At 67.7% G+C, this 24,846-nt stretch carries 28 protein-coding genes; 13 read left to right on the top strand and 15 right to left on the bottom strand.

Annotated elements, in window-relative coordinates; translation table 11 throughout:
* Window positions 1-21: 21 nt before the first annotated feature.
* The 5 genes from ACW6W5_RS10895 to ACW6W5_RS10915 all read left to right on the top strand — a co-directional run bounded on the left by ACW6W5_RS10895 (window position 22) and on the right by ACW6W5_RS10915 (window position 3,191).
* A complete protein-coding gene (locus ACW6W5_RS10895) occupies window positions 22-621 on the top strand; it encodes a 5-formyltetrahydrofolate cyclo-ligase (protein WP_152152557.1) in 600 nt (199 codons plus the stop codon).
* 13 nt (window positions 622-634) lie between these two features.
* Entirely contained in the window at window positions 635-1,111 is a 477-nt protein-coding gene (locus ACW6W5_RS10900; RefSeq protein ID WP_121039481.1) for an EVE domain-containing protein, read from the top strand.
* Window positions 1,112-1,137: 26 nt separating this feature from the next.
* Window positions 1,138-1,785 (top strand): ribose-5-phosphate isomerase RpiA, encoded by a 648-nt coding sequence (gene rpiA, locus ACW6W5_RS10905; protein WP_121039484.1) that lies wholly within the window; start codon window positions 1,138-1,140, stop codon window positions 1,783-1,785.
* A gap of 45 nt (window positions 1,786-1,830) precedes the next feature.
* Window positions 1,831-2,283: a DUF192 domain-containing protein gene (locus tag ACW6W5_RS10910; RefSeq protein ID WP_121039487.1), complete on the top strand. Its 453-nt coding sequence runs from the start codon at window positions 1,831-1,833 to the stop codon at window positions 2,281-2,283.
* A 62-nt stretch (window positions 2,284-2,345) separates the two neighbouring features.
* On the top strand, window positions 2,346-3,191 hold the full coding sequence (locus ACW6W5_RS10915) for a SirB1 family protein (RefSeq protein WP_121039490.1): 846 nt from the start codon (window positions 2,346-2,348) through the stop codon (window positions 3,189-3,191).
* Window positions 3,192-3,221: 30 nt separating this feature from the next.
* Here ACW6W5_RS10915 and ACW6W5_RS10920 read toward each other — a convergent pair whose 3' ends face one another.
* Window positions 3,222-3,413, bottom strand: a complete 192-nt coding sequence (locus tag ACW6W5_RS10920; RefSeq protein ID WP_121039493.1) for a rubredoxin — start codon at window positions 3,411-3,413, stop codon at window positions 3,222-3,224.
* Window positions 3,414-3,485: 72 nt separating this feature from the next.
* On the opposite strand from ACW6W5_RS10920, the gene thiE reads away from it, so the two are divergent.
* Together thiE and hemL are read left to right on the top strand one after the other, a co-directional pair.
* Window positions 3,486-4,130, top strand: a complete 645-nt coding sequence (thiE, locus tag ACW6W5_RS10925; protein ID WP_152152559.1) for a thiamine phosphate synthase — start codon at window positions 3,486-3,488, stop codon at window positions 4,128-4,130.
* On the top strand, window positions 4,127-5,416 hold the full coding sequence (gene hemL, locus ACW6W5_RS10930) for a glutamate-1-semialdehyde 2,1-aminomutase (RefSeq protein ID WP_152152561.1): 1,290 nt from the start codon (window positions 4,127-4,129) through the stop codon (window positions 5,414-5,416). The genes thiE and hemL overlap by 4 nt, the downstream gene beginning before the upstream one ends.
* Before the next feature lie 61 nt (window positions 5,417-5,477).
* Here hemL and azu read toward each other — a convergent pair whose 3' ends face one another.
* Window positions 5,478-5,936 (bottom strand): azurin, encoded by a 459-nt coding sequence (gene azu / locus ACW6W5_RS10935; protein WP_152152563.1) that lies wholly within the window; start codon window positions 5,934-5,936, stop codon window positions 5,478-5,480.
* 113 nt (window positions 5,937-6,049) lie between these two features.
* On the opposite strand from azu, the gene ACW6W5_RS10940 reads away from it, so the two are divergent.
* Window positions 6,050-6,661 carry an HAD-IA family hydrolase gene (locus ACW6W5_RS10940; RefSeq protein ID WP_152152565.1) on the top strand — a complete coding sequence of 204 codons (612 nt, stop codon included), beginning with the start codon at window positions 6,050-6,052 and terminating at the stop codon, window positions 6,659-6,661.
* 9 nt (window positions 6,662-6,670) lie between these two features.
* On the opposite strand, the gene ACW6W5_RS10945 is transcribed toward ACW6W5_RS10940, so the two are convergent.
* A complete protein-coding gene (locus ACW6W5_RS10945; protein WP_152152567.1) occupies window positions 6,671-7,900 on the bottom strand; it encodes an acetylornithine transaminase in 1,230 nt (409 codons plus the stop codon).
* 65 nt (window positions 7,901-7,965) lie between these two features.
* Between ACW6W5_RS10945 and ACW6W5_RS10950 the strand changes: the two genes are divergently transcribed.
* The gene (locus tag ACW6W5_RS10950) at window positions 7,966-8,838 is read left to right on the top strand and encodes an ion transporter (RefSeq protein WP_121039512.1); all 873 of its coding nucleotides are present in this window, start codon (window positions 7,966-7,968) and stop codon (window positions 8,836-8,838) included.
* 42 nt (window positions 8,839-8,880) lie between these two features.
* Here ACW6W5_RS10950 and ACW6W5_RS10955 read toward each other — a convergent pair whose 3' ends face one another.
* Window positions 8,881-9,846, bottom strand: coding sequence for a YiiG family protein (locus ACW6W5_RS10955; RefSeq protein ID WP_152152569.1), 966 nt, complete (start codon window positions 9,844-9,846; stop codon window positions 8,881-8,883).
* Between the two features lie 79 nt (window positions 9,847-9,925).
* Complete coding sequence (locus tag ACW6W5_RS10960; protein WP_152152570.1) at window positions 9,926-10,744, bottom strand: SDR family oxidoreductase; 819 nt, start codon at window positions 10,742-10,744, stop codon at window positions 9,926-9,928.
* A gap of 108 nt (window positions 10,745-10,852) precedes the next feature.
* Here ACW6W5_RS10960 and ACW6W5_RS10965 point away from each other — a divergent pair, with 108 nt between their 5' ends.
* Entirely contained in the window at window positions 10,853-11,533 is a 681-nt protein-coding gene (locus ACW6W5_RS10965) for a hypothetical protein (RefSeq protein WP_226956628.1), read from the top strand.
* A gap of 69 nt (window positions 11,534-11,602) precedes the next feature.
* Here the strand turns inward: ACW6W5_RS10965 and ACW6W5_RS10970 are convergent, their stop codons facing one another.
* Window positions 11,603-12,265 carry a phosphotransferase gene (locus tag ACW6W5_RS10970; RefSeq protein WP_121039524.1) on the bottom strand — a complete coding sequence of 221 codons (663 nt, stop codon included), beginning with the start codon at window positions 12,263-12,265 and terminating at the stop codon, window positions 11,603-11,605.
* Between the two features lie 102 nt (window positions 12,266-12,367).
* Between ACW6W5_RS10970 and ACW6W5_RS10975 the strand changes: the two genes are divergently transcribed.
* The gene (locus ACW6W5_RS10975) at window positions 12,368-14,371 is read left to right on the top strand and encodes a bifunctional DedA family/phosphatase PAP2 family protein (protein WP_152152572.1); all 2,004 of its coding nucleotides are present in this window, start codon (window positions 12,368-12,370) and stop codon (window positions 14,369-14,371) included.
* 54 nt (window positions 14,372-14,425) lie between these two features.
* Here the strand turns inward: ACW6W5_RS10975 and ACW6W5_RS10980 are convergent, their stop codons facing one another.
* The 3 genes from ACW6W5_RS10980 to ACW6W5_RS10990 all read right to left on the bottom strand — a co-directional run bounded on the left by ACW6W5_RS10980 (window position 14,426) and on the right by ACW6W5_RS10990 (window position 17,280).
* Window positions 14,426-15,004 carry an LON peptidase substrate-binding domain-containing protein gene (locus ACW6W5_RS10980; protein WP_152152575.1) on the bottom strand — a complete coding sequence of 193 codons (579 nt, stop codon included), beginning with the start codon at window positions 15,002-15,004 and terminating at the stop codon, window positions 14,426-14,428.
* Between the two features lie 12 nt (window positions 15,005-15,016).
* Window positions 15,017-16,381, bottom strand: coding sequence for a UDP-N-acetylmuramate:L-alanyl-gamma-D-glutamyl-meso-diaminopimelate ligase (gene mpl / locus ACW6W5_RS10985; protein ID WP_152152577.1), 1,365 nt, complete (start codon window positions 16,379-16,381; stop codon window positions 15,017-15,019).
* Window positions 16,382-16,716: 335 nt separating this feature from the next.
* Window positions 16,717-17,280, bottom strand: coding sequence for an adenylate kinase (locus ACW6W5_RS10990; protein ID WP_019183836.1), 564 nt, complete (start codon window positions 17,278-17,280; stop codon window positions 16,717-16,719).
* A 140-nt stretch (window positions 17,281-17,420) separates the two neighbouring features.
* On the opposite strand from ACW6W5_RS10990, the gene ACW6W5_RS10995 reads away from it, so the two are divergent.
* Entirely contained in the window at window positions 17,421-18,677 is a 1,257-nt protein-coding gene (locus ACW6W5_RS10995) for a 6-phosphofructokinase (RefSeq protein ID WP_152152579.1), read from the top strand.
* 141 nt (window positions 18,678-18,818) lie between these two features.
* On the opposite strand, the gene ACW6W5_RS11000 is transcribed toward ACW6W5_RS10995, so the two are convergent.
* The gene (locus ACW6W5_RS11000) at window positions 18,819-19,322 is read right to left on the bottom strand and encodes a hypothetical protein (protein WP_121039539.1); all 504 of its coding nucleotides are present in this window, start codon (window positions 19,320-19,322) and stop codon (window positions 18,819-18,821) included.
* A 339-nt stretch (window positions 19,323-19,661) separates the two neighbouring features.
* Between ACW6W5_RS11000 and ACW6W5_RS11005 the strand changes: the two genes are divergently transcribed.
* Complete coding sequence (locus ACW6W5_RS11005) at window positions 19,662-21,689, top strand: sodium-translocating pyrophosphatase (protein ID WP_152152581.1); 2,028 nt, start codon at window positions 19,662-19,664, stop codon at window positions 21,687-21,689.
* A 60-nt stretch (window positions 21,690-21,749) separates the two neighbouring features.
* Here ACW6W5_RS11005 and ACW6W5_RS11010 read toward each other — a convergent pair whose 3' ends face one another.
* The 5 genes from ACW6W5_RS11010 to ACW6W5_RS11030 form a co-directional block, all read right to left on the bottom strand.
* On the bottom strand, window positions 21,750-22,478 hold the full coding sequence (locus ACW6W5_RS11010) for an energy transducer TonB (protein WP_152152583.1): 729 nt from the start codon (window positions 22,476-22,478) through the stop codon (window positions 21,750-21,752).
* Window positions 22,475-22,900: a TonB system transport protein ExbD gene (gene exbD / locus ACW6W5_RS11015; protein ID WP_152152585.1), complete on the bottom strand. Its 426-nt coding sequence runs from the start codon at window positions 22,898-22,900 to the stop codon at window positions 22,475-22,477. The genes ACW6W5_RS11010 and exbD overlap by 4 nt, the downstream gene beginning before the upstream one ends.
* A 9-nt stretch (window positions 22,901-22,909) precedes the next feature.
* Window positions 22,910-23,641: a tonB-system energizer ExbB gene (exbB, locus tag ACW6W5_RS11020; RefSeq protein WP_152152587.1), complete on the bottom strand. Its 732-nt coding sequence runs from the start codon at window positions 23,639-23,641 to the stop codon at window positions 22,910-22,912.
* Window positions 23,642-23,756: 115 nt separating this feature from the next.
* On the bottom strand, window positions 23,757-24,149 hold the full coding sequence (locus ACW6W5_RS11025) for a YbaN family protein (protein WP_152152609.1): 393 nt from the start codon (window positions 24,147-24,149) through the stop codon (window positions 23,757-23,759).
* A gap of 49 nt (window positions 24,150-24,198) precedes the next feature.
* On the bottom strand, window positions 24,199-24,786 hold the full coding sequence (locus tag ACW6W5_RS11030; protein WP_152152589.1) for a biliverdin-producing heme oxygenase: 588 nt from the start codon (window positions 24,784-24,786) through the stop codon (window positions 24,199-24,201).
* Between the last annotated feature and the right edge of the window lie 60 nt (window positions 24,787-24,846).

A 24,846-nucleotide genomic window follows, 5' to 3' on the forward strand; every position in this document is an offset into this window, starting at 1 on the left:
CCGCACGCTCCGGACCCAGGCATGACCGACCCGCGCTCCGCACTGCGCCAGCAGCTGCGCCAACGCCGCCGTGATCTCCCCGCCGCCGTGCGCCTGGCCGCCGCCGAACAGTTGGCCGATGGCCTGCTCGCCCTTCCTTTCGCGCCCACGCAGGGCCATGTCGCCGGCTATTGGGCGATGGATGGTGAGATCGCGCTGCACCGCTGGCAGATGCAGTTGCCCGCCGGCCTGACCTACTGCCTGCCGGTCCTGCACGAGAAGACGCTGCGCTTCGCGCCCTGGCGCCCCGGGCAGGCACTGACCACCAACCGCTTCGGCATCCCCGAACCCGATCTCGCGCTGGACGACACGCTCGCACCGGAGCAGATGGCGCTGGTCGTGGCGCCGCTGGTGGGTTTCGACGCACTGGGTCGCCGGCTGGGCATGGGAGGCGGCTGGTATGATCGCAGCTTCGCATTCCGCCACCAGCGCCCGGCGCCGCCGTGGCTGGTCGGGGTCGGCTTCTCGGTCCAGCAGGTCGATGACCTGCCGGTGCAATCCTGGGACGTCGCGGTGGATGCGATCTGCACCGACGTCTCCACCCTTGTCTGCGTACCGACCAACGGTCGGCACCTACCGTAATCAAAGACTCCGCATGACCGCACGCAAGCGCTACTGGCTGATGAAGTCCGAACCGGACGCCTTTTCCATCGACGATCTGCAGCGCGTGGGCCGTGAGCCCTGGAACGGCGTGCGCAACTACCAGGCGCGCAACTTCATGCGCGATGGGATGAAGGTCGGCGACGGGGTGATGTTCTACCACTCCAACACCAAGGTGCCGGGCATCGTCGGGCTGGCCACGGTGGCCAGCGAGGCCTACCCGGACGACACCCAGTTCGATCCCAAATCCGATTACCACGACCCCAAGGCGACCCGCGAAGAACCGCGCTGGATGCTGGTGGACGTGGCCTTCGAGCGCAAACTGCGCGACACCATTTCGCTGGATGAGATCAAGCTGCACGCCGATGCGCTGGGCGAAGGATTCCCGCTGACCGCACGCGGCAACCGTCTCTCGATCCTCCCGGTGACCGCTGCGCAGTGGAAGCTGCTGCTGTCGCTGGAAAAGCACTGACCCCTTTCCTCCAAGAGTTGCCCGCCATGTCCGAAGCCAAGCGCCTGGCCGCTGAAAAAGCCATTGAATACGTCGAAGACGGCATGATCGTGGGGGTCGGCACCGGCTCCACCGTGGCCTACTTCATCGATGCCCTGGCCAAGATCCAGCACCGCATCAAGGGCGCCGTGTCCAGCTCGGACCAGAGCACCGCGCGCCTGAAGCAGCACGGCATCGAGGTGCTCGAGCTCAACCACACCGGCAACCTGTCGCTATATGTGGATGGGGCCGACGAATGCGACGGCAACAAGAACCTGATCAAGGGCGGCGGTGCCGCGCTGACCCGCGAGAAGATCATCGCCGAGGCCAGCGAGCGCTTCGTGTGCATCATCGACCCGAGCAAGCAGGTCAAGGTGCTGGGCAAGTTCCCGCTGCCGGTGGAAGTGATCCCGATGGCCCGCAGCCTGGTCGCCCGCCGCATCATGGACATGACCGGCGGCCAGCCGGCCTGGCGAGAGGGCGTGGTCACCGACAACGGCAACGTGATCCTGGACATCCACCACCTGGAGATCACCGATCCGGTCAAGCTGGAGCGCGAGCTCAACCAGCTGCCGGGCGTGGTCAGCGTCGGCCTGTTCGCGCGCCGCCCGGCCGATGTGGTGATCATCGGCGGTGAGCCGCCGATCGTGATGTGATCCCGTGGCCGGCGCCCGCGCCGGCCGCCCCAACGAGGTACGCCCATGTCCCTGTTGCGCCTGCTGCCCCTGCTCCTGCTGTTCACCCTGGCCGGCTGTGCCAGCACCAACGCCCGTCACTGGGTGGAACTGGACGGCAACCGTTACCACGTTGAACTGGCCACCAACGACGATACCCGCGCCCGCGGGCTGATGTTCCGCGACCAGATGCCCGAGGACCACGGCATGCTGTTCATCCATGAACGCGAAGAACTGCAGGCGTACTGGATGAAGAACACCAAGATCGCGCTGGACATCCTCTACTTCGATGCGCAGCGCCGCCTGGTCAGCCAGCAGCGCGATGTGCCGCCGTGTTCGGCCGGCGATCGTTGCCCGCCCTACCCCAGCAGCGAGCCGGCCCGCTACGTGCTGGAACTCAACGCCGGGCAGGCCGAAAAGATGGCGCTCAAGGACGGCACCGAACTCACCTTCGGCCCCGGCATCGCCGACGGCAAATAAAAGTGCCCTGATAAACGCGCCGCGCCCTTGAATCGCGGCGCGTTTGTCGCCAGTCTTGTCCCATGCAGGGGCAGATCACATTGCCGACGTGGGACTCACTGGCCGAGCTGGATGACGAGGCGCTGCCGCTGTTGCCGACCGCGTTGCTGATCGCCCGGGACGAATACCCGGATCTGGACCCCGCCGTCTACGACGCGGTCCTGCAGAGTCACGCCGACCACCTGCGCACCGAGATCGCCACGATCGACATGTGGCCGCTGAAGATCGCCGCGGTCAACCGCCACCTGTTCGACGAGCTGGGCTACAGCGGCGACCATGGCGAGTACTACGACCCGCGCAACAGCTATCTGAACCAGGTCTTCGAACGCCGCCTGGGCAATCCGATCTCGCTGGCGCTGGTGCAGATGGAAGTCTCGCGCCGGCTCGGCATCCCGCTGGACGGGGTGTCCTTCCCCGGGCACTTCCTGGTGCGTCTGCCGCTCAACGACGGCGTGCTGGTGATGGACCCGTTCAACGGCGGCCGCCCACTGGGCGTGGAGGAACTGCGCGAACGCGCACGCTCACACCTGGGCGGTGAAGTCCCCGACGACGACGTGCTCGCGCAGATCCTGGACCCGGCCCCGGCACGCGCGATCCTGATGAGGATGCTGCGCAACCTGCATGGCGTGTACGTGGAACGCGGCGAATGGGACCGCGCCGCGCGCAGTGCCGACCGCCTGCTGAAGCTGGCACCCGAACAGGACGACGCGCTGCGCGATCGCGGCATGGCCTACCTGCAACTGGATTACGAGGCCGGCGCGCGCAACGACCTGGGGCTGTATCTCAAGCGCAATGCCAAGGCCAGCGATGCCCAGTTCGTCCGCGAGAAGCTGGTCGGCCTCGGTGGCGTGGTGCCGCGCCTGCACTGACGGTGCCGCGACGCGGCGCCTGGCGGTGCCTCAGTCGACTTCGACCATTTCGAAATCATCCTTGGTCACGCCGCAGTCCGGGCACGTCCAGGTATCAGGGATGTCTTCCCAGCGCGTGCCCGGGGCGATGCCCTCGTCCGGCAGCCCGTCTTCTTCCCGGTACAGGAAGCCGCAGACAACGCACATCCAGGTGCGGAAGGTGGTGGCGGTTGCGTCGGTCATCGGATAATCACGGCGGGACAAGAGCTGACAGCGCTCATTGTCCCACTCCCGTTGCGCTACCGGTAGCCATTGATGAATCACGCTTCAGCCCCCACGCCGCCCCGCGGCGTCTACCTCATCACCCCCGACGAGCCCGATACCGCGCGGCTGCTGGCGCGCACCGCGCCGCTGCTGGCGGCCGGCGCCACCTGGCTGCAGTACCGCAACAAGAGCGCCGATGTGGCCCTGCGCCACGCCCAGGCCGCTGCGCTGCAGGGCCTGTGCCAGCTGTACGCAGTGCCGTTGCTCATCAATGACGACGTGGCCCTGGCCCAGGCGGTCGGCGCGGCCGGTGTGCACCTGGGCGAGGACGATGGCGATATCGCCGCCGCCCGTGCCCTGCTCGGCCCGGACGCCCTCATCGGCGCCTCCTGCTATGACACCCTGGCGCTGGCCGAGCGCGCGGTCGCCGCTGGCGCCAGCTACGTCGCCTTCGGGGCCTTCTTCCCCAGCACCAGCAAGGCCACCACCCGCCGCGCCCCACCGGACCTGCTGCGGCAAAGCGCCGCACTCGGGGTGCCCCGGGTGGCGATCGGCGGGCTGAGCCCGGACAATGTGGCACCGCTCATCGCTGCCGGCGCCGATCTGGTTGCCGTCATCAGCAGCGTGTACGCCGCGCCCGACCCGGTCGCCACGCTGCACGCCTACCTCGCTTGCTTCCAGGATACGACCGCATGAACCACGACCAGTCCCACGCCCTGTTCACCCGCGCCCAGAAGCTGCTGCCGGGCGGCGTCAACTCGCCGGTGCGCGCGTTCAAATCGGTCGGTGGCGAGCCGTTCTTCGTCAAGCGCGCCGATGGCCCCTACCTGTACGACGTGGACGACAACCGCTACATCGATTATGTCGGCTCCTGGGGCCCGATGATTGTTGGCCACAACCACACCGCCGTGCGCCAGGCGGTCAAGCAGGCGATCGGCAACGGTCTGTCCTTCGGCGCGCCGTGCGAAGCCGAAGTCACCATGGCCGAAACCCTGACCCGGCTGGTGCCGTCCTGCGAGATGGTGCGCATGGTCAACTCGGGCACCGAGGCCACGCTGTCGGCGATCCGGCTGGCACGCGGTGCCACCGGCCGCAGCCGCATCGTCAAGTTCGAAGGCTGCTACCACGGCCACGGCGACTCGTTCCTGGTCAAGGCCGGCAGCGGCATGCTGACCTTGGGCGTGCCGACCTCGCCGGGTGTCCCGGCCGGGCTGAGCGAACTCACCCTGACCCTGCCCTACAACGATGTCGAAGCGGCCACCGCGCTGTTCGCCGAACAGGGCGAGCACATCGCCGGGCTGATCATCGAGCCGGTGGTGGGCAACGCCAACTGCATCCCGCCGCGCGAGGGCTACCTGCAGCACCTGCGCGCACTGTGCACGCAGTACGGCACGGTGCTGATCTTCGATGAAGTGATGACCGGCTTCCGCGTGGCGCTCGGTGGCGCGCAGGCGCATTACGGCGTTACCCCGGACCTGACCACCTTCGGCAAGATCATCGGCGGCGGCATGCCCGTGGGTGCCTACGGTGGTCGTCGGGAGCTGATGTCGCAGATTTCCCCGGCCGGCCCGATCTACCAGGCCGGCACGCTGAGCGGCAATCCGGTGGCCATGGCAGCCGGCCTGGCGATGCTGGAACTGGTGCAGGAACCGGGCTTCCATGATCGCCTGAGTGCTTCGGCCGCGCGCCTGTGCGCGGGGCTGGAAGCGGCAGCGGCGGACGCAGGCGTGGCAGTGACCACCACCCAGGTCGGCGCGATGTTCGGCCTGTTCTTCACTGACCAGAAGGTGGAAACCTACGCCCAGGCGACCGCGTGCGACATCACCGCGTTCAACACCTTCTTCCACGCGATGCTGGAGCGCGGCGTGTTCCTCGCCCCCTCGGCGTATGAAGCCGGCTTCCTGTCCAGCGCACACGACGACAGCATCATCGAGGCAACGCTCGAGGCCGCGCGCGAAGCGTTCAAGGTCGTCAAGGGCTGATCAAATAACGGGGACGGGGGTAGTTAATAATTACCCCCGTCCCCGTTAAATATTGATTGCTTCAACCGAACACGAAACGGCCTTTCATCATGGCGAAGTGGCCCGGGAACGAGCAGAAGAAGGTGTAGTCGCCGCCCTTGGTCAGCTTGGCGGTGGAGAAGGTGACGCTGGTGCTTTGTCCACCGCCGATCACCGGGGTATGCGCCAGCACGCGCGCATCGCCCTTGGGCAGGTAGCTGTCGGCCAACGTGGTGCGCATGCCAGCCATTGCCACCGGCTGGTAATCCGCGGCGCGGGTCAGTACCCAGTTGTGGCCCATCGCGGTCGCCGCGAGCTTGCCGGTGTGGCGCAGGGTCAGCTTGACCTGGGTGCAGTCCGCGGCAACCTTGAGTTCCTTCTGGCTGAAGCTCATCTGGTCGGTACTGTCGATGGCGATCGCGCAGACACGCGCATGGGCGGCCGGGGCCAGCATCAGGCCGGCAAGCAACACGGGGGCAAGCAGTTTCAAGGCGATCTCCATCAGGCAGTCCCCGCGATTCTAGTGACCGCCCGTGCAGGCGACGTGCGACGCGATGTCGCAGCGCAGGCCCCGGCTGGGTTACGGTCAGCCCTGGACCTGGACGAGACTTCCCCATGCCGCGTGTGATCGAGTGCCTGCTGCTGGATTTCGATGGCGTGCTGGTGCGCTATGCGCGGCACCTGCGTGTGCGCCATCTGGCCGCCAGCATCGGCTGCAGCGCGGCGCAGGTGCAGACGGCACTGTTCGACAGTGGGCTGGAACGCGCCTACGACAGCGGCATGGCGACCGACGCCTACCTGCAGCAACTGGGCGATGCGCTGCAGGCCACGATCAGCATCGCGCAGTGGCAGGCCGCGCGCCTCGTGGCATGCATCCCGGAGACTGGCGTCATCGAACGCGTGGCACGGATCGCGCAGGCACTGCCGATCGGGATCCTGACCAACAACGGCGCGCTGATGGCGCAGACGATTCCACAGCTCCTTCCGACCCTGGCCGATGCGCTGCACGGCCGCATCCTGTGCAGCGGTGCGCTGGGCGGGCGCAAGCCGGATCCGGCGATATTCGCCAAGGCGGTGACGCTGCTCGGCGCACGTGCCGAGCGCACGCTGTTCATCGATGACCTGTTCGTCAACGTGCGCGGGGCACGGCTGGCCGGCCTGCAGGCCGAGACCGCACCGGACAGCCGCGCGTTCGGCAAGGTCATGAAGCGATACGCCCTGACCTAGCGCCGTTGGCTAGCGCGACGCGATGAACGACTGCACGGCCGCGCGCAGACGCTTCAGGCCTTCGGCGATTTCTTCATCGGTGATGTTCAGCGACGGCACGAACCGCAGCACATCCGGCCCGGCCTGCAGGGTCAGCAGGCCGTGTTCGGCGGCGTGATCCAGGAGGGGACCGGCCTGGCCGGCGAAATCCTTGTCCAGCACCGCGCCCAGCATCAGGCCGCGACCGCGGACCTGGCTGAACAACTTGAACTCGTCGTTGATCTTGCCCAGGCCATCGCGCAGCGCCTGCGACTGACGGCTCACGTTGTGCGCGATCTCCGGTGAGGACAGCTTGCGCAGCGCCACCCTGGCGACGGCCGCGGCCAGCGGATTGCCACCAAAGGTGGTGCCGTGCGCGCCGAACTGCATCACCTCGGCCACCTTCGGGCCGGCCAGCATCGCGCCGATCGGGAAGCCGCCGCCCAGTGCCTTGGCCAGGGTGACGATGTCCGGTTTGATGTTGTCCTGCCAGTGCGCGAACAGGGTACCGGTGCGGCCCATGCCGGCCTGGATCTCATCCAGCACCACCAGCGCATTGTGCTGGTCGCACAGCTCACGCACGCGCTGCAGGAAGCCCGGCTTGGCCGGCATCACGCCGCCCTCGCCCTGGATCGGCTCCAGCATCACCGCGGCCACATCGCCGGCGGCCATCGCGGTCTCCAGCTGCACCTCATCGTTGAAATCGACATAGCGGAAGCCACCGGGCAGCGGCTCGTAGCCTTCCTGATACTTCGGCTGGGCAGTGGCGGTCACCGCCGCCAGCGTGCGCCCGTGGAAGCTGCCGCGGAAGGTCACGATCACCCGCTGGTGCGCCGGGCGGCCCAGCGAAGAGGCCCACTTGCGGACCAGCTTGATCGCCACTTCATTGGCTTCCGCGCCGGAGTTGCACAGGAACACGCGCTCGGCGAAGCGCGAGGCGGTGACCAGTTCTTCGGCCAGGCGCAGCGGCGGCTCGCTGTAGAACACGTTGCTGGTGTGCCAGAGCTTGCCGGCCTGCTCGATCAGCGCGGCGGTGAGGTCCGGATCGTTGTGGCCCAGGCCACACACCGCGATGCCGGCGGCCAGATCGATGAATTCGCGGCCCTGGTTGTCCCAGACGCGCGCGCCCTGGCCACGTTCGAGCACCACCTGGCGCGGTTTGTAGACCGGCAGGTAGTAATGCGACAGGGACAACAGCGGATCGGTGGCAGCGGCAGTCATGGCGGTCAACGGCTCAGGAAAGATCCCATTCTCGCGCTTTGGGCCGGTGGGGCACAATGCGCCCCATGCGACCGTTCACTGCCCCCCAGCTCAACCCCGCCACCGACTCCGGCTGGCGCCGCCAGTGGTTCGACATCATCTACCGCCACGACACCCGGCCCTCGCGCAATTTCGACCTGCTGCTGGTCTACGCGATCATCGCCAGCGTGGTGGTGGTCATGTTCGACAGCGTCCAACGCTTCCATGCGGCCTATGCCGACTGGCTGTACGTGCTCGAATGGGGGTTCACGATCCTGTTCACCGGCGAATACCTGCTGCGGCTGGTGGTGGTCAAACGCCCGCTGCGCTACGCATTCAGCATCTGGGGCATCATCGATCTGGCCTCGATCCTGCCGACCTACCTGTCGCTGTTCATCCCCGGCGCGCAGAGCCTGCTGGTGGTGCGCGCGCTGCGCATCCTGCGGGTATTCCGGATCCTCAAGCTGACCCGCTACATCGAAGAAAGCGGCGTGCTGATGGAGTCGCTGTGGCGCAGCCGCCGCAAAGTGCTGTTGTTCCTGTTCACGGTCATCACCATCACCATCATCGCCGGCACCATGATGTATGTGATCGAAGGCCCCAACCACGGCTTCACCAGCATCCCCAGCAGCATGTACTGGGCGGTGGTGACCATGGCCACGGTGGGCTTCGGCGACATCGTGCCGCAGACCGTGCTGGGCCGCTTCGTCACCTCGGTACTGATCCTGATCGGCTACAGCATCATCGCGGTGCCGACCGGGATCTACACCGCCGAACTGGCCAACACCATGCGTGATGCCGAGCATGCCGCGCGCCGGGATGCGCGCGGCTGCCCGCACTGCGGGCTGGAAGGGCACGAACCGGATGCCCTGCACTGCCGCCACTGCGGCGACAAGCTGCCCCCGGTCTTCAACGTGTGATCACCGCGGGGCGGGCCGCCTGGCAGCCCGCCGCGCGCCCGCTCAGCGTGCGCCGCTGGACTGCGCCAGGCGGTTGCTCATGTCGACCAGGTCGTTGTAGCTGACCAGCAACGCTTCGGCCGAGCCCTGCGGGTTGTTGATCCGGCCGCCGCTCTGGATCAGCATCTGCTCGCTGCGGGTGTACGGCTTCTTTGACTCGACGCGCTCGATACGGCGACCGGCATCACGGGCCAGCGTATCGGCAGCACGCTCCAGGTGCCCCCACATCGCATCGCCCTTGCCGACCTTGTCATCCTGCGCCTGCTGCAGCAGCGCCTGGAACGCGGTGAGCTGGGTGCGGGCCACGGCCAGGTCCGGCGCCTCGGTGTTGAGCAGTTGGGTCAGCTGCTTGCCATCACCGAGGATCTTGATCTGGTAGTACGCCATGGAGCGGCCTTCAGAGGCTTCAATCTCCTTGAGCTGCTCGGCACGGCGTTCGTCTTCGCGCTTTTCCAGTGCGGCATCCAGCGCGGTGCCTGCATCGAAGAAGGCCATGTAGGCTTTCATCAACGGCGCATGCTGGCTGCGCATCCCGGCATGGTCATCGCGCAGGTAGTCCTCGCGGCTGTAGTAACGGTCAGCCTGCTCGATCAAGGCGTACAGGTCGACGAAGGTCTTCTGGTAATTGCTGGCTGCCGGATCCAGTGCCGGCTCGGCCGGCGTCATCGCCAGCGCGGCCACCATCGGGGCATTGCATGCGTCCACGCGATGCGACAGCACCGTGCCCGGCCCACGCACCTTTTTCTCGTTGCCGGTCGGGCCGGCCTCCGGGTCCTGCATCCAGCCGATGTACTGCTGGAAGCCTTCGTGGATCGGCTGTTCAACGGCATTGAAGCAGGCGATGTAGGCGTTCACCTTCTCCACGCCCTGGGTATCGGCGACGCTGCCCGGCCCCTTGCCGCAGGCGCCGAGCAGGCTGATCAGGGCAATGGCGGCGGCAAGCGGCGCGGTCCGTGTGCGGAATGACATGCGAGTGTCCATACAAATTGGGGCCCGCACCTTAACAGCCCGGTGTGTGCAGCCGCTGTCATCGCACGCCGGGCGCGCGTCACTCCAGGAACAGATCCGGCATCAGCGGGCGCGATGGATCGACGGCGTAGCCGCTCAGATCGGTGATGCCGGCCTGCGCCAACACCTCGTCATCGAGCAGGAACTGTCCGCTGAAACCGGCCGCCTCACGGCACAGCACCGCGTGCGCGGCATCGGCCAGAATCGCCGGCGTGCGGCAGCCCCCGATGTCCACGCCGGGAATCATGTTGATCGCATCGGTGGCGATCACCGTGCGCGGCCACAACGCATTGACCGCCACGCCCTGCGGGCCGAACTCGGCCGCCAGGCCGAGGGTGACGAAGCTCATGCCCATCTTGGCCAGCGTGTAACCGGTGTGCGGGGCCCACCATTTCGGGTCCAGGCTCGGCGGTGGTGCCAGCGTGAGAATGTGCGGGTTGGGCGCCTGCAGCAGGTGCGGCAGGCAGGCCTGCGCGCACAGGAAGCTGCCGCGCGAATTGACCTGCTGCATCAGGTCGAAGCGTTTCATCGGCGTGTCCAGCGTGCCACGCAGCCAGATAGCGCTGGCGTTGTTGATCAGGATGTCGATGCCACCGAAGGTATCCACGGTAGCGGCGACGGCCGCGCGCACCTGGTCTTCTTCGCGGATGTCGCACTTCAGTGCCAGCCCCTGCCCGCCTGCGGCGGTCACTGCCTCGGCAGCACTGTGGATGGTGCCGGGCAGCTTTGGATTGGGCACCGAGGACTTGGCCGCGATCGCGATGTTGGCGCCGTCGCGTGCTGCACGCAGCGCAATGGCCAGGCCGATGCCGCGCGAGGCGCCGGTGATGAACAGGGTCTTGCCTTGCAGACTGGCCATGCGCGGAATTCCTTGGATGCGAGTGCAGTGAATCCGCATTATGCCGCCCCGGCGCACACGCCGGATTCATGCGCCGCGTCGATACTGGGCGTTCACGTTCTGCATGGAATGAGCGATATGACGGCGATCCGCCTTCCCCTGACCGCGTTGGCCCTGGTGCTGGCGCTTGGCGCCTGCCAACCTGCTGGCGATCCTGCCGCCTCGGCGACGCAGGACGCGGCTACCGTCCCGGGCGCCGCCGGTGGCACCTCCCCCTTCGGCGAAGCGGCGATCTGGGACGGCGAGGTCGACGCCTGTCGTGGCCAGGCACCGGTCGCCGATGATTGTCTGTCCAAGGCGATGCAGGCGGCCAAGGCCAGCCCGCAGGCGATCGCCGCCGCCCATCAACTGGGTGCGCAGGGCAATCCCGGCTACGTGAGCGCATGGCGGGACCAGGACGGCGTGGGCATCGCCACCATCGAATACCCGTTCCGTGCCAACACCAATGAAGGCACGCTGCTGGTCGACAGCGCCGGGCACACGGTGGATGTGGATGCGGACGTACTGCCGGAAATGTCGCGCGCCGATGCCACCGTCAAACCGTTCCTGGATGCACACCCGGATGCCTCGCCGTTTGCCCCGGCCGAAGCCAGCGGCAGCGAAGCCCTGCCCAACGGCGGCGTGCGCCTGATCTACAGCACGCCGCTGCGCACCTGCCATGCGTGTGCCGAGGATGGGGTGCTGCGGGTCGCCTACGATTTCGATGCGCAACGCCGCTTCGCCGGCAAACAGATCCTCGATCTGCGCTGATCACCCGCGCGTGGTCAGCCTCGGCCCGGCGCTGGCCCGGTCATTGCGGCGAGTGCGCGCTGCCTGCGCTCACGGCTTGGGCCCCTGCCCTTCGTTGTCTTCCCAGTGCAGGATTTTCCGCGTGACAAAGCGATAGACCGGCTTGCCGGTACGGAACCAGAGATCGCGCACCCATGAGGTGCGTTTGAGCAGCCGCTTTTCCACCGGGGTCAGCGACTGCCGGCAGTACATGCGCTTGTGCTTGAGCAGATGCCGAAGGTCCTCGCGGGCCAGCAGGCGCATCCAGCGCGAGCGCGGGTTGCCGATCACCGCCAGCTGGAAATCGATCAACGCCGGCGAGCCGTCTTCGCGCACCAGCCAATTGGCCTCCTTGGCCAGGTCGTTGTGCGCGATGCCGTGGCGATGCACCTGCTGCAGCAGCCGTCGCGCCGCGCGGAAGTAGGCCAGATCGCCATGCGGCGGACGCTGGTACATGGCATCACCGGCCATGAAGCTGCGATCCAGCCAGCGCCCGTTCCAGGCCAGCAACCGCGGCGTGGCCGGCATGCCATCCAGATGCGCCAGCGCGCGCGCCTCGCGCCGGGCCAGCCACCAAGCAGGTACCCGCAACCACCAGGGCGTGGCCTCCAGGTCACGGCGCACGAAGCGCTGGCCATCCTCCTCCATCAGCAGGATTCGGCCAAAACTGTCAGCTTTGAGGGCGGTCGGCGCGGGATCGGCAGGGCGTGTCATGCCGCCATTCTAGGCGGGTGATCGCGTTCATTCACTGCAGAAGCTGCACATTGCCGGCGTCTGGCGGGCAGTCAGTCACTTTGCCCCCCCTATAATCCCCCGATGGACTCGTCATGGATCGATGCCACGCTTGCGTGGATCTCAGCTCACCCCGTGCTTGCCGGCGCGGTCATTTTCCTCATTGCCTTCTGCGATGCGGTCATCGTGCTGGGCGCGATCGTGCCCGCGTTGCCGCTGTTGTTCGCGGTCGGTGTGTTCATCGGCCTGGGCGAGATCTCCGGGCCGTATGCCGTGGCCTGCGCGGCGTTGGGCGCATTCGCCGGTGACGGCCTCAGCTACTGGGTAGGCCGGCGCTGGGGCGATCGGCTGCGCGGCTTCTGGCCCTTCAGCAAATACCCGCAGCTGCTCGATCGTGGCGAGACGATGTTCCGCCGCAATGCCTTCAAGAGCATCCTGGTGGCGCGCTATGTTGGCGCGATCCGCCCGTTCGTGCCGGCCATCGCCGGCATGATGAAGATGCCGCTGTCGCGCTACATACAGGCCAGCGGCATCGCCAGCCTGTCCTGGGCCGTTCTGTTCCTGGCACCCGGCTGGGTGCTCGGCGAGGCGTATGACGCGGTCGCCGCGGTCGCCGGCCGGCTGGTGATGGTGCTGGCCCTGCTCGGCGTGATCATGGGCTTGGTGTGGGCGATCGTGCTGTATGGCTACCGCTGGTCGGCCTCGCGCATGGACAGCTGGCTGGCCAGTCTGCTGGCCTGGTCGCAGCGTCACCCGACCCTGGGCCGTTACTCTGTCGCCGTGTTCGACCCGCAGCGCCGTGAGTCGGTGCCACTGGCGATGCTGGCGCTGATGTTGCTGCTGCTCGGCTGGGGCTGGTTCGCGCTGTTGATGGCGGTGGTCGCCCACGGCGAGCCGTTGATGGTCGATCTGGCCGTGCACCACGCGATGCTGGCATTGCGCAACCCACTGGCCGATTACCCGATGGCCGCACTGGCGTCGCTGGGGGCCTGGCAGGTCCTGCTGCCGGCCACGGCGGCAGGCATGGGCTACCTGGTCTGGCGCCGGCGCTGGATGGCGGCCGCGCACTGGCTGGCCGCCCTCGCCTTCGGGCTGGCGCTGTGCAAGTTGCTCGGTGCGACGGTGGACGTGGTCCGCCCGCCGGATGCCAGCAGTGGCTTCGGCTTCCCGTCGGTCTCGGTGACGATGGCCACGATCACCTTCGGCTTCTTCGCCGTGCTGATCGCCCGCGAACTGCCCGGGCGCACGCGTGTGTGGCCTTACCTGTTGTCGGGCATCATCGTCAGCCTGATCGGCTTCGCCCGCATCTACCTCGGCGCGCATTGGCTGAGCGATGTGATCGGCGGCATGCTGTTCGGCCTGTTCTGGCTGCTGGTGCTGGGCATCGCCTACCGCCGCCGGTTCAACCGCTCGTTCTGGGTCAAGCCGGTGGCATGGCTGTTCTACGGCACGTTCGCCATCGCCGCGCTCTGGTACGCCCCACGCAACATCCCGGTGAAACTGGCGCGCTTCGAGCCGGCCCAGCCGACCCCGGCGCCGCTGGATGCCCAGGCCTGGTGGACGACCGAGTGGCAGCACCTGCCCTCGCGTCGCAATGAGTTCGATGACGATCAGCGCTGGCCGCTGGATGTGCAGGTGGCCGGTCCACTGGCGCCGCTGCAGCGCCGGCTGGAAAGCCAGGGCTGGCGCGTGCAGCCGCAGGCCGGCTGGGAGCAGGCGTTGTTGATGCTCGACAAATCCTCGGACAAGGACAAGGTACCGGTGCTGCCGGCCACGCTGGATACGCAGGTCGAATCGCTGCTGATGCTGCGGGCGGGCAATGCACCCAATGAGATCTTCGCCCTGCGCCTGTGGCCCGCACCGGCACGCCTGGCAGCGCCGGACAACGAACCGCTGTGGCTGGGCAGTGCACAGACCCTGCACTACCAGCAGCACTTCAAGCTGATCGGGATGTGGCGGCCGATGCGGGGCATCGACCCGTCGCTCAATGCGGTCCGCCAGGCACTGGACGGCCTGCCGCAGCAGGTCGATACCCATCCGGACACCGAGATGCCGGTGCTGCGCGTGCGCATGCCGCCGGCCCAGTGATGCAGCGCCGGGGGCTACCCGGCCGAGGGGCGTAACGCGGGGCGGGGCCGCGCGTTACGGCATCCAGTCCAGCAGCGCCTGCAGGCGCTGGTGCGGGTCATCGTGTTGCAGCAGTTGCAGGCGTTGCGCGTCCTGCAGCGGCAGCAGTTCGGCCAGGCGCCAGCCGACCCAGCTGGCCTGCTCCATCTGCGCCGGGCTGACCGGTGCGAAGGCCGCGCCGGCCTGCTCGATGATGTGCTCCAGCACGGTGGCCATCAGTGCGTGCTCGGGCTGCAGCTCGTCGTCGCTGTCGGCGGCGCACCAGGTCACCTCGGCGATGATCAGCCCGTTGTCGCGCACGCGGGTGTGCTCCACATGGAAGCGGCGCTGGCCACGCAGGCGCAGCACCAGCACGCCATCGGCGCCGACGTCGAAATCTTCGATCCGCGCTTCGACACCGTAGGCCGCCGGCAACGCCGGCGCACCGACCTCCTCACCGTCCAGGATCAGGCACACCCCGAAGGCCGTCCCGGCACGGCTGCATTCGCGCAGCATGTCCAGGTAGCGGCGCTCGAACACCCGCAGGCCGAGCACCGCGCCGGGCAGCAGCACGGTGTGCAGCGGGAACAGGGGCAGTGAAGCGGTGTCGGTCATGGCCCGCGTCCCTCAGGGCTGCTGCATTTGCGCGAGGAAACGACGCGGGGCCCCGTCGAAACCGCCGTTGGACATGAACACCACATGGTCGCCCGGCGCCGCGATCGCGCCCAGTTGAGCCAGCAGAGCATCCGTATCGGGCACGGCATGGGCCTCCCCCCGCACGGCGGCAATCACGCTGGCCGCATCCCAGGCCAGTTCCGGGCGATGCAGGAACACCACCGCGTCGGCACCGTCCAGCGAAGGCGCCAGCGCCTGTGCGTGTGCCCCCAACCGCATCGAATTGCTGCGCGGCTCCATGGCCACCACGATGCGGGCATCGCCCACCTTGGCACGCAGGCCATCGAGGGTGGTGCGGATCGCGGTGGGGTGATGGGCGAAATCGTCGTAGAGGGTGATGCCGCGCGCCTGGCCGATCACTTCCAGCCGGCGCTTGACGCTGCGGAACGTGGCCAGCGCCGGGATCACCGTGGCCAGCTCGACGCCGACTGCATGCGCGGCAGCCAGCGCGGCCAGCCCGTTGAGGACATTGTGGCGGCCGAGCAGCGACCAGCGCACTTCACCGACCCGCTCGCCGCGATGGTGCACGACGAACACACTGCCGTCGGCCTCCACCAGCTCGGCATGCCATTCCAGCGAGGGATCGAAACCGAAGCGCTCCACCGGGGTCCAGCAGCCCATCGCCAGCACTTCAGCGAGATACGCATCTTCACCGTTGACGATCAGGCGCCCACGCGCGGGTACGGTGCGGATCAGGTGGTGGAACTGGCGCTGGATCGCGGCCACGTCCGGGAAGATATCGGCATGGTCGTATTCGAGGTTGTTGAGGATCGCCACCAGCGGCCGGTAGTGCACGAACTTGCTGCGCTTGTCGAAGAACGCGGTGTCGTACTCATCGGCCTCGACCACGAACTCGCGCCCGCTGCCGACGCGCGCGGAGACGCCGAAATCTTCAGCTACGCCGCCGATCAGGAAGCCAGGTTCACGCCCGGCGCTGTGCAGCAGCCAGGTCAGGATGGTGGTGGTGGTGGTCTTGCCGTGGGTGCCGGCGACGGCCAGCGTGTCACGGCCCGGCAGCACCTGCTCGGACAGCCACTGGGCGCCGGAGATGTAGCGTTGGCCTGCATCCAGCACCGCTTCCACCGCGGGATTGCCGCGCGAGAGTGCATTGCCGATCACCACCGCGTCGCAGTCCGGCGCCACGCTGTCGGCGCGGTAGCCCGGATCCAGTGCGATGCCCAGCCGTTCGAGCTGGGTGGACATCGGCGGGTAGATCGCCTGGTCGCTGCCGCGGACCGTATGGCCCTTCTCGCGTGCCAGCGCGGCCACGCCGCCCATGAAAGTGCCTGCAATGCCAAGAATGTGGATCGTGCTCATGCGTGCGATTGTCGCCGATCACCACCGTCGATGGAGATCGCCGTCAGACAACTCCTAGTCGACTATAAGAAAAGCCCAGCGGGGTGTCGGGGAATTCCCGATAGCGCCGTACTGTGAAGACGGACACAATTCTATTGGCCAGCCGCAGTACCCCATTGGTCCTACTCCCCAAGAGGCCATCCCCAGGGGGGCTCATGCTGCGGGGCTCTGAGCAAGCCCGCTCGCTGGCACCTTCAAACCACACGCCTGGTCCCTCCCGGGGGCCGGGCGTGTGTGTTTCCGGCGCCTGCAAACGTGCGGCCGGCGCGGTGCCGCCGTAGCGGCACCGACCCGCATCAAGCCTGGATCGCAGCGCGGATGCGCGCTTCCACGTCGTTGAGTTCGCCCACGCCATCGACGCGTGCAAGCGTGCCGCGGCCGGCATAGAAATCCACCACCGGCGCGGTCTGGTCGTTGTAGACCTGCAGGCGCTGGCGCACCGATTCTGGATTGTCATCGGCGCGGCCCTGTTCGGCGGCGCGGCCGGCGATGCGCTCGACCAGCAGTTCGGTCGGCACGTCCAGCTGCACCACGGCATCCAACGGCTGGCCGATCTTGGCCAGCAGGCTGTCCAGCGCGTTGGCCTGGGCCACGTTGCGCGGGTAACCGTCGAGGATGAAGCCCTTGGCCACATCGTCCTGGCCCAGGCGCGACTCGAGCATGCCCAGCAGGATGTCATCGGACACCAGGTTGCCAGCGTCCATCACGGCCTTGGCCTGCTTGCCCAGCTCGGTGCCGGCGGCGACTTCAGCGCGCAGCAGATCACCGGTGGAAATGTGCGCAATCGAGAGATGTTCCTTCAGGCGCGTCGCCTGCGTCCCCTTGCCCGAACCGGGCGGTCCCAACAGAACCAATCGCATCAACCTGACTCCAACGTAGTAAGAAAATGGAAGGGCGCGCGCCCCGGGATTGTCCACAATCACGCTGCACCGCAATACGCGCACTTTACCCCATACCGGTAATGTCTCTGCAATGTCCTTCCCCAGACCAAGGTCGCACCATGCCCAACGGTACCCTGCTCTACGCCCAGTCAGGCGGCGTCACCGCCGTCATCAATGCCACCGCCTCGGCGGTCATCAGCACGGCAAGGGCCAAAGGAATCAAGGTCTTGGCCGCGCGCAACGGTATTCTCGGCGCACTCCGCGAGGACCTGATCGACACCTCGAAGGAGACCGCCGCCGCCATCGCCGCCCTGGCCCATACCCCCGGCGGCGCGTTCGGCTCGTGCCGCTACAAGCTCAAATCGCTGGAAGCCGACCGCGGCAAATACGCGCGCCTGCTCGAGGTGCTGCGTGCCCATGACGTGCGCTGGTTCCTCTACAACGGCGGCAACGATTCGGCTGATACCGCCTGGAAGGTCTCCCAGCTGGCCAAGGCCTTCGACTACGACCTGACCTGCATCGGCGTGCCCAAGACCATCGACAACGATCTGGCCGTGACCGATACCTGCCCGGGCTTCGGCTCGGCCGCCAAGTACACCGCCGTCTCCGTTCGCGAAGCCGCGCTGGATGTGGCCGCGATGGCCGAAACCTCGACCAAGGTATTCGTCTACGAGGCGATGGGCCGCCACGCCGGCTGGCTCGCGGCGGCTGCGGGCCTGGCTGGCCAGGGCGCCGACGACGCCCCGCACATCATCCTGCTGCCCGAGCGCGCGTATGACGAGGCCGCGTTCCTGGCCAAGGTCAAACAGGTGGTCGAGCGGGTGGGCTACTGCGTGGTGGTCGCCTCCGAAGGCATCCAGACCGCCGATGGCCGCTTCGTCGCCGATGCCGGCGGTGGCACCGATTCGTTCGGGCATACGCAGCTCGGTGGCGTGGCCTCGCAGCTGGCCGCGCGGGTCAAGGATGGGCTGGGCTACAAGGTTCACTGGACCCTGCCCGACTACCTGCAGCGTTCGGCGCGCCATCTGGCCTCCAAGACCGACTGGGAGCAGGCACAGGCGGTGGGCAAGGCGGCGGTGCAGTTCGCGCTGAAGGGCCAGAACGCGGTGATGCCGGTGATCGTGCGCACCAGTGACACGCCCTACCGCTGGAAGATCGAGGCAGCCCCGCTGCACAAGGTGGCCAACCACGAGAAGAAGATGCCGGCCGGCTTCATCCGCCGCGATGGCTTCGGCATCACCGCCAAGGCCCGCGCCTATCTCGCCCCGCTGATCAAGGGAGAAGCCCCGTTGCCTTACGGGCCCGATGGGCTGCCGAAGTACGTGACGCTGAAGAACGTGGCGGTGAAGAAGAAACTGCCTGCCTTCGAAGCGTAATCGACCCGGTAGTGCCGGCCGCTGACCGGCATCGCGGTGTCCGGCAGCGTCCTGGGCGCCGGCCAGCGGCCGGTTTCATCGCGCCTCTGACGGTCCGCGTGGAGCCGGCCAGCGGCCGGCACTACCCGCGGTTGCGGGGCGTCAGTTGCAGGCCTTGCCCTCGACCTTCATCTGCGCGGCGAACATCGGCACCTGCGCGATCTTGCCGGCGGCCGCCTGCTTCTTCGCGTCTTCCAGGTAGATGCGCGACTGGCCCTGGCCATCGAGTTCCGGCTTGGTGGTGACCGGCATGCGCCACACGCGCACCACCGCCTGCTGCGCCGGGCAGGCGGCATTCGGCACGCGGATCACATCATTGAGCTTCCAGCCCTTGGCTTCGCTGGGCTGCGCCTTGTCGTACTCGACAAAGCGCGCACGCGGCTGGCACTGCTCGCTGGTGCGGACCACAGCGAATTTGTACGGCTGTGCCGCCTCGCCGGTGAACACGCCTTCCAGCCGTGCGCAGGCTTCGGGAATCTGGCGCAGCGTGTGGGCCGCGCCTACCGCCTGCGGTGTGCCGGCGGCGCGCTGAAGCTCGGGAGTTTCCGCGGCGAAGGCGGACACGGCGGGCAACAGGGCCAGCCACAACAGATGACGGGGGGACATGGCAGGACTCCAACGGCGGGGGATGGGCCGAGGCTGCCAGTGGATGGCTGAACGGCGTGGCAAAGGGGGTCCTTCGTCCGGATCTGCGTGGTTGCCGGCCAGCGGCCGGCACTACCTCCGTCGTTGGCGATCCGGGCACGCACGCGCAGTTTGAAATCCTTGCTGGCATGCATCGGGGATTTGCCCGCATACTCGGGCCACCAGGGATTGCTGAACACCGCCACACGCTTGAAGACCGGCACGGTCTGAACGGGTTGGTTCATGGTTGCAGCCTGTTGTGCCCCCGCGTGGAGACGTTCATCCGTTCACTGGATGTCATTCCATCACCCGGGAGGGGACATGCTGGAACGTTACGGGCTTTCTCTGGCGCTGTTGTGCGCCATTCTCGCGATTCTCTACGGCATCGTGTCGGCACGCTGGATCCTCCGGCAACCGGCTGGCAATGCCCGCATGCAGGAAATCGCCGCCGCCATCCAGGAAGGCGCGCGCGCCTATCTCAACCGTCAATACCTGACCATCGCCATCGTCGGTGCCGTGCTGTTCGTGCTGGTCGGCCTCTTCCTCAGCTGGTACACCGCGATCGGTTTCGCGATCGGTGCCGTGCTGTCCGGTGCGGCCGGCTACATCGGCATGAACGTTTCGGTGCGTGCCAATGTGCGCACGGCCGAGGCCGCCCGCAACGGCCTGAGTGCGGCCATGGATGTCGCCTTCCGCGGCGGTGCGATCACCGGCATGCTGGTGGTCGGGCTGGGCCTGCTGGGCGTGGCCGGCTATTACGCGCTACTGCTGCGGCTCGGGCTGGATGTGGCGCAGACGCTGCACGCCCTGGTCGGGCTGGCGTTCGGCTCCTCCCTGATCTCGATCTTCGCGCGGCTGGGCGGTGGCATCTTCACCAAGGGCGCCGATGTCGGCGCGGACCTGGTCGGCAAGGTCGAAGCCGGCATCCCCGAGGATGACCCGCGCAACCCGGCGGTGATCGCCGACAACGTGGGCGACAACGTCGGCGACTGCGCCGGCATGGCCGCCGACCTGTTTGAAACCTACGCCGTCACCGTGATCGCCACGATGCTGCTCGGCAACCTGATGATCGCCGAGGCCGGTGCGAATGCAGTGCTGTATCCGCTGGTGTTGGGCGGTGTGTCGATCATCGCCTCCATCATCGGCGCGCTGTTCGTCAAGGTGAAGCCCGGTGGCTCGATCATGGGCGCGCTGTACAAGGGCGTGATCGTGTCCGGTGTCCTGGCCGCCATCGCCTTCTATCCGATCACCACGCAGCTGATGCCGGACAACGCGTACGGTGCGCTGAACCTGTATTTCTGCGCCTTGATCGGGCTGGTGCTGACCGGGCTGATCGTGTGGATCACCGAGTACTACACCGGCACCCAGTACAAACCGGTGCAGCACGTGGCGCAGGCCTCCACCACCGGGCACGGCACCAACATCATCGCCGGCCTCGGTGTCTCGATGAAGTCCACCGCCCTGCCGGTGATCGCGGTGTGCGTGGCGATCTGGCTGGCGCACTACTTTGGTGGTCTGTACGGCATTGCCATCGCCGCGACCGCGATGCTCTCGATGGCGGGAATGATCGTGGCGCTGGATGCCTACGGCCCGATCACCGACAACGCCGGCGGCATCGCCGAGATGGCCGAACTGCCGCCGGAGATCCGCGACATCACCGATCCGCTGGATGCCGTCGGCAATACCACCAAGGCGGTGACCAAGGGCTACGCGATCGGCTCGGCGGCGCTGGCCGCACTGGTGCTGTTCGCCGATTACACGCACAACCTGCAGGCGGCCAATCCCGGCGAGGTCTTCGCCTTCGACCTGTCCAACCATGAGGTGATCATCGGCCTGCTGATCGGCGGCCTGATTCCCTATCTGTTCGGGGCGATGGCGATGGAAGCGGTGGGTCGCGCGGCGGGCGCGGTGGTGGAGGAAGTGCGCCGCCAGTTCCGCGAGATTCCCGGGATCATGGACGGCACCGGCAAGCCGCAGTACGACCGCGCGGTGGACCTGCTGACCCGCTCGGCGATCCGCGAAATGATCATCCCCTCGCTGTTGCCCGTTGCGGTACCGGTGGTGGTCGGGCTGCTGCTCGGGCCACGCGCGCTCGGCGGCCTGCTGATCGGCACCATCGTCACCGGGCTGTTCGTGGCGATCTCGATGACCACCGGCGGCGGCGCGTGGGACAACGCCAAGAAGTACATCGAGGATGGCCACTTCGGCGGCAAGGGCAGCGAGGCGCACAAGGCCGCGGTGACCGGCGATACGGTCGGTGATCCCTACAAGGACACCGCCGGCCCGGCGATCAACCCGCTGATCAAGATCATCAACATCGTGGCATTGCTGCTGGTGCCACTGCTCTGAAGCAGGAGGGGCGCGCTGGCCTCAGGCCAGCGCGCCCGTGCAGCGCATGTGACACACGGCTCAACGCCGCCGCAGGAAGAACGTCACCGGCACCATCACCTCCACCGGGTCGCCGGTGATCTCTGCTGGCGGCGGCGGCAACGGGCTGCCGCGCCGCACCGTGGCCAACGTTTCCTCATCCAGCAGCGGATGGCCGCTGCTCTGGCCCAGCCGGATGTTGGAGGCGTTGCCCTGCCGGTCCACCGAGAAGCGCACATAGGCCACACCCTGCTGGCGCAGACGCTCGGCCTGGCGCGGATAACGACGGTACTGTTCCAGATGGCCCAGCAGCAGGCCCTGCCAGGTGACGGCCGCGCTGCCCTGGCGGCCAGCCACCGTCTGCGTGGCGGCATAGCGCTCGGACGGGCGTGCGGACACCGCCGGCGGTGCCAGGGTCTGGTCCACGTTGTGCTGGTCGGTCGGCGCTGCTTCGCGGGGTGTCTCGCGACGCAGGACGTCCTGCGTGTCCGGGGTGTCGTCCGGCGGGAGATCCTCCTTGGGCACCGGCGTAGGCTCGGGCCGATGCTGTTCCTGTTGCAACGGCCCGGGCGGGATCTCCTTCGGCGGTGCGGACGGCGCCTCCGGTACCGGCGCCAACTCCACCATCACCGCTTCCACCGGCGTGTCACTGACCCGCACCGGCGCACGCCGCTGCCACCACAGCGCGCCGCCGATCAGCACGGCATGCATAGCCAGCACGAGGGCGAGGCTGCCTGCCCAGCGCAGTGTCGCGGCGGTGTCGCGGCTCATTCGCTGCGCTGCTCCACGCCCACCAGCGCGATCCGGCGATACCCGGCCGCGCGCAGCGCGTTCATGGTCTGCATCAGGTCGCCATACGGCACGGCCTGATCGGCACGCAGGTAGATGCGCTGTTCGTGGTCGCCAGCGGTCAGCCGCTCCAGCGTGGCATTCAGCCCGTCAGTGCCGACCGGCACATCGTTCACGCTCAGCGACAGATCGGCCTGCACCGAGAGGAACACCGGTTCGGCATCGCGCGGCTGTGGCTGCGCGGTGCTGGTCGGCAGCTCCACCGGCGTATCCACCGTGGCCAGCGGCGCGGCGACCATGAAGATGATCAGCAGCACCAGCATGACGTCGATGAAGGGGGTGACGTTGATTTCGTGGCTTTCTTCCAGCGCGTCGTCGTCGTGCCGGGCGGTCTTGATGGCCATGGCCGGTCCTCAGCGCGCGTCGCGCACAGCCGGCGCATTGCCGAGCCGGTCCAGATCGCGCGAGACCAGCTGCTGCACGCCGGCGGACAGATCACCGAGCAAACCGCGGATGCCAGCCAGCACGCGGGTGAAGTGGTTGTAGATCACCACGGCGGGAATCGCTGCGACCAGGCCGAGCGCAGTGGCCAGCAGCGCCTCGGCGATGCCCGGTGCGACCACGGCCAGGTTGGTAGTGTTGGCGTGGGCGATGCCGATGAAACTGTTCATGATCCCCCACACCGTGCCGAACAAGCCGACGAACGGCGCGATCGCGCCGATGCTGGCGAGCAGCCCCACCCCGGTGCGCAGCTGCCGCGCATGCGCCAGCTCGATGCGTTCCAGGCGCGAGGCGACCCGTTCCTTGATCCCGACCGGATCCTGCGCATCCTGCGAGAGGCGCAGCTCGGTGCGGGCCGCGTCGATCAGGTCATGCGCCGCGCCGTCGTCCAGCAGCGGATGCGTCTGCGCCACCGGCAGATGCGCGGCCTGCAGCAGCAGCGCGCGCGCCTGGCGCAGCCGCGTCCGCTGCCGGCCCAGCTCCCAGGTCTTGGCAACCAGCACCGTCCAGGTAGCGATCGAGGCGAGTGCCAGCCCGATCATCACGGTCTGCACCACGCCATCGGCGGCCTGGTACATGCCCCACGGCGTCAGGTCATGCGGCAGTGCCGCCACGGCGGCAGGAAGAGCGATGGGCAAGGTCATGGGCGGAGTCGTCGGTCAGGGGCATCGCGGCACGTGACAGGGCCGGAGGCGGGAAAGGGGCGAACAAGTATCGGGGGACGAGGCGGTGGAAATCAGTGCGGGGCGGACAGCAGGTTCAGCGCTCCGACGGGCGATCGGGCGTGACCGACGGCCTTGGCGCGGGCCGCGACAGCACGTAGCCAGCGCTGGCCACAAAGAACAGGCCGACGCCAACCAGCAGCGGCCAGGACGGATGCGCCCCCCAGCAGAACATGGCGAACCCGAACGCCATGCCGGCGCCGGCGAAGGCCTTGCCCTTGCGGCTGATCGCGCCCTGTTCGCGCCACAGCCGCAGCGATGGACCGTAACGGGGGTGCTCGAGCAGCCGGCGTTCGAACGTCGGCGAGCTGCGCGCGAAGCAGCCGACCGCCAGGATCAGGAAGATCGTGGTCGGCATCACCGGCAGCAGGGCGCCGATGACGCCCAGCGCCACCATGATCCAGCCCAGGCCGAACCAGAGCCAGCGCATCATGGGCGGCGGTGGTGGTCCGGCACGGCGGGCGTGCAGCAAGCGGCGGTCATGCGAATTCTTCCTCGACATGCCCGTGCACGCTGCGGAAGGCCGCGTCGGCCGCATCGATCACCTGCTGCTCCTGCGCCTCGGTCAGCGCGAGACCATCGAGCGCGGCGGTGAACTCGCGCCAGTGGCGGGCCGCGCCATCGGGATGCGCGGCCAGATGGCGCGCGCCAAAACCGCTGTCCAGACCGAGCCTGGCGGCCATCTTGTACAGCACGGTGCCGCCCAGGTTGGAGCCTTCGGCCACGTACAGCCATCCCAGCGCGGCCGGCAGCGGCAGATCGCCATCCAGGCGCGTCGACGCCGGCAGCGGCAGCGTCTGTTCGAGGTCGGCCAGGTCGCGGGCGATCAGGGGCAGCCGGCGGCGCTCGTCCAGATCGGGCAGCAGCGCGTCCAGCGCGGGGTTGCCGTAGAGCGCATCGATATCGCGGTGGAAGCGGTACTGCACGCGCAGGAATTTTGCGAACAGGTCGCGGCTGGCGAAGATGTCGCCGGCCATGATGCGCTTGTCCAGCGCGCCGTGGCTGTCACGGGTGGCCGCCTTGAGGCGTTGGCTGCGGGTGGCTTGGGGAGTATCGATGACGATCATGGCACTGCTTGGATGGGGAAGTGGGGCACGGTTCTCTGTTGAAGACGTCTGGCACGGGGG

The sequence above is a fragment of the Stenotrophomonas sp. IS26 genome, from assembly GCF_054188265.1.